Genomic DNA, 6303 nt, shown 5'->3' with positions numbered 1-6303 from the left:
TGAACGACACGACTGCCACGAAATATAGGCGAAGAAAGCCCCATCGCGTGTAACTGTTACTAGATTACAGTTCAGGTATGCTTAAGATTGGAAGATAGCGACACCGCCAAGTGGTTCTCGGACAAGGTGGGCGAGACGGCGATCCGGGTGGTCAACGTCTCGAACAGCACCAACACGACGACCGAGGCCCATGCGCTCGAATTCAGCGGCTCGCAGTCGCGCTCGATCCAACTCGAAAAGGTGCCGCTCATTCCTGTGAAGCTGCTTCACAGTCTACCGAATCTGCAGTACTTCATGCGCATCTCAGGCGGCGCCGTATATCAGGGTCGAATTCCCATCATCGAAGGCTAAAACTCAAGACTATGTCCGCTGCATACAAAAACATCATTCGCGATCACAAGCTGTCGCACAGGTTGATTCCGGTTTTCAACGTCGCGCCGGAGCTCGAGCTTGCCTGTTCGCGAGTGACCGACTTCATTGGCGAGAGGTTTATGGGAGACAAGCGGCCGCTGGCCGCGGAGATGATCGAATCGGCGCTCGATGGCTTCAGGCGCGCGAAGCGCGCGGGTAACGCCCACATCGCCTTCATGCAAGGGTTGTTCGAGCCGGCCAAGTTGCTCTACGCGCGTCGGTACGTCGCCCGGCGTGGTGAAAAGGTCGCGGTCTGGTGCCCCATGATCGATGCGATTCCCGCTTTCGAAGAGCGTCATGCCGATCACGAATTCGAGATGGTCGACGAACGCTGCCCGGAGCACATTACTGAGCGCACTGCCGCTTTTCAGTTGGCCTCCCGTGTGTTGCAAGGCGAGGCCTTCCGCCGCTACTTTGAGGAATACGATGTCGCTCACCGTTACGATCATAGCGAAGCTGTCGGGAGCTGATCCCCATACGGCGCAACGCGCATACGACGTCGCCGGCGCGTTCGACGGCGAGCTCAAAGCGCCGGTTCCCGAGGAATTCACATACGGCGCGGGCGCACGGTGCTATGCGTTCGCGACCATCGCGCAGACCAAGCCAGCGCTCTTTTGGGGCGGCCTTGTTGCGATCGTTGCGGTTCCGGTGCTCATGCTCGTTAAGGTGCTGCATGGCTAGCCGCTTCGGGTCGCACCTGAAAGTATGGTTCCTGCTGGTGCCGGTGCTCTCGATCGCCGTGATGCCCGCGATTCCTGAGCGAAGCCTGTTCGAGGTGCCGGAAGCCGAAACGAGTTCCTTGATCTCGTCGGTCGGGCAGGAGCGGGCTGATGAAGCCGTGCGCCATGCAAACGCGACATTCCGCCATGCGTTTGTCGACAGCGGCCTGTTGCATCGCACGCTCAACGCGTCCGGTAACGTGGGCGGCATGAACGACGGCGGATTTTCGACGTTCGCCCACACGTGGACGGAGAACTTCTGGCTGCTCGTGTACCGGATGCTGTTCCGCGCGATGGTCATGAAGATGTGGATCGTGGGTACGCTGCTATTCTCGCTCGGCATGTTCATCGACGGCACGGCGCGTCGCAAGATCAAGGCGTCAGCGGCCGGCTTCGTCAGTCCTTTGTCGTTCCATCTCGCGGGACACGGGCTGTTGCTCGTGAGCGGAACGCTGTTCGGCGTGCTCGTTGTGCCCTTGCCGGTACTTGCGGGCTATTGGGTCGTCGTGGCCGCGTTGCTAGGCGTATTGCTCTGGAAGGCGGCAGAGTCGTTCCAGTCGTCACGGTGAAAGCAGATCGTAAGTGATCGGCTGAAAAGCTCGCAAAAAACTGCGTCTTTGTCCAGTGAGAGGGCTACCCAGGTAGCTCTCTTTTTTTTCGCCCTCCCATCACGCATCAATCTTGCCCTGTCAACTGTTACAAGGTGACAGTTCCGACTCGCGGCTCGGCCCACGAAAGCCGCTTCAAATAACACCTGTTTTGACCGTCCGGGCCCGCCTGTCCCCGCAACAATTGTCACTATGGGCAGCGCGATTCGCTTGCCTATTTCCAAGTGACGAACGCGGACCGAAGGGTCTGGACAGGAGAGGCAGATGAGCACGGTGGTCGAAACCGAAAAGGACAATCAGGTCGCGCTGGCCGCGCTGGAACAAGGCACGACCGAAGCGCCGCTCACGACGGACGGGGCCGACGACGGCGAGTTGGAGCGCGAGTTCACCCAGATGGAGGTGGATGCGGACCGTCTGCAGAAGGAAGGTGTGATCTCCACTGACGACGCGAACATGAAGCGCGCCGAGGTAGCGAAGACTCGCAAGCTGTTCCGTGACCTGCCGGCCGCCGAGCGTATCGCGATCATCAAGCGCCGTCGCGAGATCGGCCGTCAGTTGCTGGATCGCCAGTTGTCGGGTGCGGCGGTCGTCACCGCGCGTGTGCGCCTGAACCATACGCGGCTCAAGCCGCTGTTCGAGCAATGGTGGCCGTACATCAACCGCATGAGCATCAACATGCAGCGTTTCGGCCGCTCGACCTTCGGCGAGAGCGACAAAGAAGTCGTCAATAGCGCGCTGGAAAAGCTCCTGGCAGGCATCGAGGGCTATGTCGATGAGCAGCTTCGAGTGGCCGAAGGATTCCGCCAGCAGAAAGAGACTGAGCTTCGTGCCAACAAGGAATTCGTGTTCGAGCCGACGATCCCGATGCCGGCAATGGATATCGAGGTCGAGGCTTACTCGCGTTTCTCGATGCGCGTGCTGAGCGCAATCATGAAATTCGACCGGGCGATGGATCACTTCGACTTCATGGTGTGGAACGGCATTCGTGACCAATCGGACGTCGATGATGAAGCGGTCAACTTCCTCAAGCGCTTCAATCCGCTGGGCATTCGCGGGTACATGACGCACCTGAAGCTGATGACGACGGTACGCGGCAGCTAAAGGACACGAAAGGAGGCGGGATGCTGGACGAACTCAATCCCCAGCAACGGGAAGTCGCCCAGTTGCGTCAGCATTGCGTGGCGATCGCCTGCCCGGGCGCGGGCAAGACCAAGACGATCGCCACCAAAGCAGCCTTGCTGCTGCAGGACAGCGCCGCGATGGCCGGCGCGGTGACCTTCTCCAAGGACGCCGCCATCGAACTGCGCGAGCGTATTCTCACGGCGGCCGGCGATGCCGTGAAGAAGCGGCTGATCGCGGGCACCTTCCATTCCCTTGCGTTCAAGCAGCTTAAGCGTCCCGGCGCGCGGCCCCTCGATATCGCGTCCGACGGCGATCGGCTTGGTCTTCTCATCCGTGTGATGCAGGAGTTGGGCCGCGAGGGGAAGGCCGAAGACGTCATCCCAACGATCGAGAAGATCAAGACGAACTTCGGCCGGTGCGACCCCAACACTGGCGACGGCGAGCTGTACCACGCCTATCAGGACGCGCTCGCGCGCAACGGCAAGATCGACTTCCAGGACATGTTGCGCCTGGCCGTGGAAGGGATGGAAAACGGCACGATCCTGCCGTACCCGTTCACCTATCTGCTCGTCGACGAGTTTCAGGACACGGATCCATTGCAATACCGCTGGATCGAACTTCATGCGAAGGCAGGGTCGATCGTCACCGTCGTGGGCGACGATGATCAGAGTATCTACGCGTTTCGGGAAGCGCTCGGCTATCGCGGGATGGAGTCGTTCATCAAGGCGTTTGCCGCGAAGCCGGTCGTGCTCGGCAGCAACTATCGGTGCCGTTCAGAGATTCTGGCGGCGGCGGATCTGGTCATTCGTAACAACGTCGATCGGATCGCAAAGACGCTGCGTGCGGAGAAAGGTCCGGGCGGCAGCGTGCTGAGTTCGCGTCATCCTGACGAATACGAGGAGGCAGTCGCTGCCGTCGAGGTGCTCGGTCCGTTGCTCGCCAAGGGCCAGTCCTGCGCGATTCTTGGCCGCACAAACCGCATCCTCGACCCGCTGGAAGCCGTGTGCCGCTCGCACGGCATCAAGTACTACCGGGCCTCTGGCGCTTCGGTGCTCAGCCGCCCGGAAGGCGCGCTCATGTGCAATCTGCTCGAAATCGTCGAGCGCGTGAAGGATACAGGTCTCGACGCGGTGCTCGCTCACCTGGGCCTGACCGCGCAGCAGCTTCGGGCGCTACACGCGGACATGGGGGCGGAGCTCACACAGAAGGGGCGTGCCGAGTTGGTTGCCCTCGGTCTGCCTGAGGAGGTCGCCACGAACTACCGCGAATTCATGAAGCGGCTCGCTGAGTGGCAAAGTCTGTGCGAGCGCAAGTTTCATTCGTTGACGCTTTCGGGCGTCGCTGAATGGATGATGAAGTATGCGAAGAAGGAGGCGGCGATTCGCGCAATTCAGGCCACCGATGACGTGCTGTCTCGTCTTTCCGGTACATTCGCCGAACGCCTTCTTTTCCTGCGGCAGACCAATAACGAGCCGACGCCAGGTGCGCTCATCCTCACGACGATGCATAGCTCAAAGGGGCTGGAATGGGATCACGTGTGGATCGCACGCAGCGAAGAGACTGTGGTGCCTGATCCGAAATCGACGGAGCCGGAAGAGCGGCGGTTGTTCTACGTGGCGATGACGCGTGCGCGCGAGTCGTTAATGATCTCCGGCACGAGCAAGAATTTCGAGTCGAAATTCGTCGGCGAAGCGAAAATCGCGGTCGCTCAGGCCGCTTAACCTGTTAGGCCAGTCCAGACAGCAGCAGACACGTCGCGGCGCATTCATTCAGACACGCCGTTAAGCTGCTCAACGTCCGTCTCGATCCGAGCCCGCGCCTCTGAGATGGCGCTGTCAAGGTCGCCTGCCGCAAGGGGAAAGACAATCCCGTTTCCCTTGAAGGAACCCTCGTGATGCACCCAGGACTCATAGGCGAACGCGCCGCACGATAACTGCGTCACATTGAGCGTGACTTTGTAGGTGCGTTGCAGGCCTTGGCTGCGCCTGTGACTAAATTCGAGCACGTGAGGTTGGTACATCATCAGCCTCGTCGGGTGGAACGGTCACGGGGAGCGCCGTGCGTGGTGCGATTCGGCGCTCCCTTGAAGAAAAGCTCAAGCAAAGAGCTTACGGCTGGTTCTTCTTCACTTGTTCCTTGGCGTCGCCATACTGCTTGCGCGCTTCGCCTGCACCTTGTTGCACCTGGCCCTTGACCTGTTGCGTGGTGTCGCCGGTCATCTTGCCAACGCCTTCGTTGACCTTACCCTTCGCTTTTTCGAGCGTGCCCTTCACCTGGTCCTTGTTCAAGGTCAGCCTCCGTCGTGTCTGTGGAGAATTCCACGCTTAGATTTCAGCAAACTCTGGACCCGTCTTGATTCCCAAAAAACAAAAAGCCCGCGCCGTGGCAGGCTAAATCCATATCAGTGGAGACACGGAGGAGACGAGTTAAGTATAAACCCTAATCAAAATCAGACAAGCGGTTTTCCATCGTGCATCCTCTGATGTCGAAGTCTGGGGTTCCAGTGCGGCGTTGCGGGAGGCATCGCGTCCCGATTTAGGATCCGGCCCGTATCCAACATGCAGAAACACCGACCTTCGAACGCCGCCTCTTGAGACGCCGCCTCCCATGTTGTGGTGTGAAAGTCGAAGATCGGTTCGAGTGGGTGCACGTTCAGGCGCCTGCGAAAAAAAGCAGGGGGATCGAAAATGGCCTGATTGAATCGCTCGCGGCGATCGACCTATAAGAGATCAGCACTCTCCGTTTCCAAGTTAGTGGCCAACGAAGAACATGTACAGCGCGCCAATTCCTGCAAAACCTGAAATCGCGCTACCCGCAAGATTCGCTAATCGGCTATCGATACGGCGCTTCAATATCAGAAAAACAACGAGGTACGCGACAAGTGCCATCGTCAAGCTGGCGACGATCTTGATGCTACCTGTGACCACCACGTATACGAGCGTGAGAAATCAACTGCTGCAGTCATCAACGGTTCCTTCGGTTGAGGAAAATCAGCCAATGGCTCGCGAGATGTCGGTCACGTTCGAGGCTTCACGCTCGACGGCCTTGGGCGCGGTCAGCGGGACGCCTGCGATCGGGCTCTGATCGTCGACCGGTTCGCTTTCGATGGTGAGCATGCGTGCGACGCGCTTGAGCGTGCCATCGAGCGAGGCGTGCGGACCAAGGCGGATCGTGCCGCTGTAGTAGATGTCGCCGGAAACTTGACCATTGATTTCGAGCGAGCCGCGCGCGTGTACGTCGCCATCCACCCGGCCATCGACGCGCACGTGCTCGCCCTGTGCGCTGCCCTTGACGAATCCGCCTTCGCCGATGTGCAAGAGACCCTGTGTCGAAATGATGCCGCCGTTGAGCACGCCAAAGCAGGACACGCCGTGGTCGACCACGATCTCGCCGGTGATGGCGCAGCCCGGCGCGATAAGCGTGATGTTGAGTTCGGTTTTCAT

The 6303-nt window shown here is 59.5% G+C and carries 8 protein-coding genes and 1 pseudogene; 6 read left to right on the top strand and 3 right to left on the bottom strand.

Features of this window, described 5'->3' with window-relative positions:
* Positions 1–72 precede the first annotated feature (72 nt).
* From AWB76_RS37065 to AWB76_RS37040, 6 genes and pseudogenes are all read left to right on the top strand, one after another.
* A pseudogene (locus tag AWB76_RS37065) lies at positions 73–351 on the top strand (TraM recognition domain-containing protein); the annotation flags it as partial.
* 11 nt (positions 352–362) lie between these two features.
* Entirely contained in the window at positions 363–881 is a 519-nt protein-coding gene (locus AWB76_RS37060) for a hypothetical protein (RefSeq protein ID WP_061165049.1), read from the top strand.
* Entirely contained in the window at positions 838–1092 is a 255-nt protein-coding gene (locus AWB76_RS37055) for a hypothetical protein (protein WP_096031398.1), read from the top strand. The genes AWB76_RS37060 and AWB76_RS37055 overlap by 44 nt, the downstream gene beginning before the upstream one ends.
* Positions 1085–1699: an IncC plasmid conjugative DNA transfer DtrJ family protein gene (locus AWB76_RS37050; RefSeq protein WP_061165048.1), complete on the top strand. Its 615-nt coding sequence runs from the start codon at positions 1085–1087 to the stop codon at positions 1697–1699. The genes AWB76_RS37055 and AWB76_RS37050 overlap by 8 nt, the downstream gene beginning before the upstream one ends.
* A 303-nt stretch (positions 1700–2002) precedes the next feature.
* The gene (locus tag AWB76_RS37045; RefSeq protein WP_061165047.1) at positions 2003–2839 is read left to right on the top strand and encodes a hypothetical protein; all 837 of its coding nucleotides are present in this window, start codon (positions 2003–2005) and stop codon (positions 2837–2839) included.
* Positions 2840–2859: 20 nt separating this feature from the next.
* Positions 2860–4581 carry an ATP-dependent helicase gene (locus AWB76_RS37040; RefSeq protein WP_061165046.1) on the top strand — a complete coding sequence of 574 codons (1722 nt, stop codon included), beginning with the start codon at positions 2860–2862 and terminating at the stop codon, positions 4579–4581.
* A gap of 44 nt (positions 4582–4625) precedes the next feature.
* Here the strand turns inward: AWB76_RS37040 and AWB76_RS37035 are convergent, their stop codons facing one another.
* From AWB76_RS37035 to AWB76_RS37025, 3 genes are all read right to left on the bottom strand, one after another.
* The gene (locus tag AWB76_RS37035; RefSeq protein WP_341845324.1) at positions 4626–4883 is read right to left on the bottom strand and encodes a hypothetical protein; all 258 of its coding nucleotides are present in this window, start codon (positions 4881–4883) and stop codon (positions 4626–4628) included.
* Positions 4884–4968: 85 nt separating this feature from the next.
* Complete coding sequence (locus AWB76_RS37030; RefSeq protein WP_061127526.1) at positions 4969–5148, bottom strand: CsbD family protein; 180 nt, start codon at positions 5146–5148, stop codon at positions 4969–4971.
* 702 nt (positions 5149–5850) lie between these two features.
* Positions 5851–6303, bottom strand: a complete 453-nt coding sequence (locus AWB76_RS37025; RefSeq protein WP_061165045.1) for a bactofilin family protein — start codon at positions 6301–6303, stop codon at positions 5851–5853.

This window comes from Caballeronia temeraria (assembly GCF_001544795.2).
In the GTDB taxonomy this organism is placed as follows: domain Bacteria; phylum Pseudomonadota; class Gammaproteobacteria; order Burkholderiales; family Burkholderiaceae; genus Caballeronia; species Caballeronia temeraria.
This window is presented reverse-complemented; position numbering and strand designations above follow the sequence as displayed.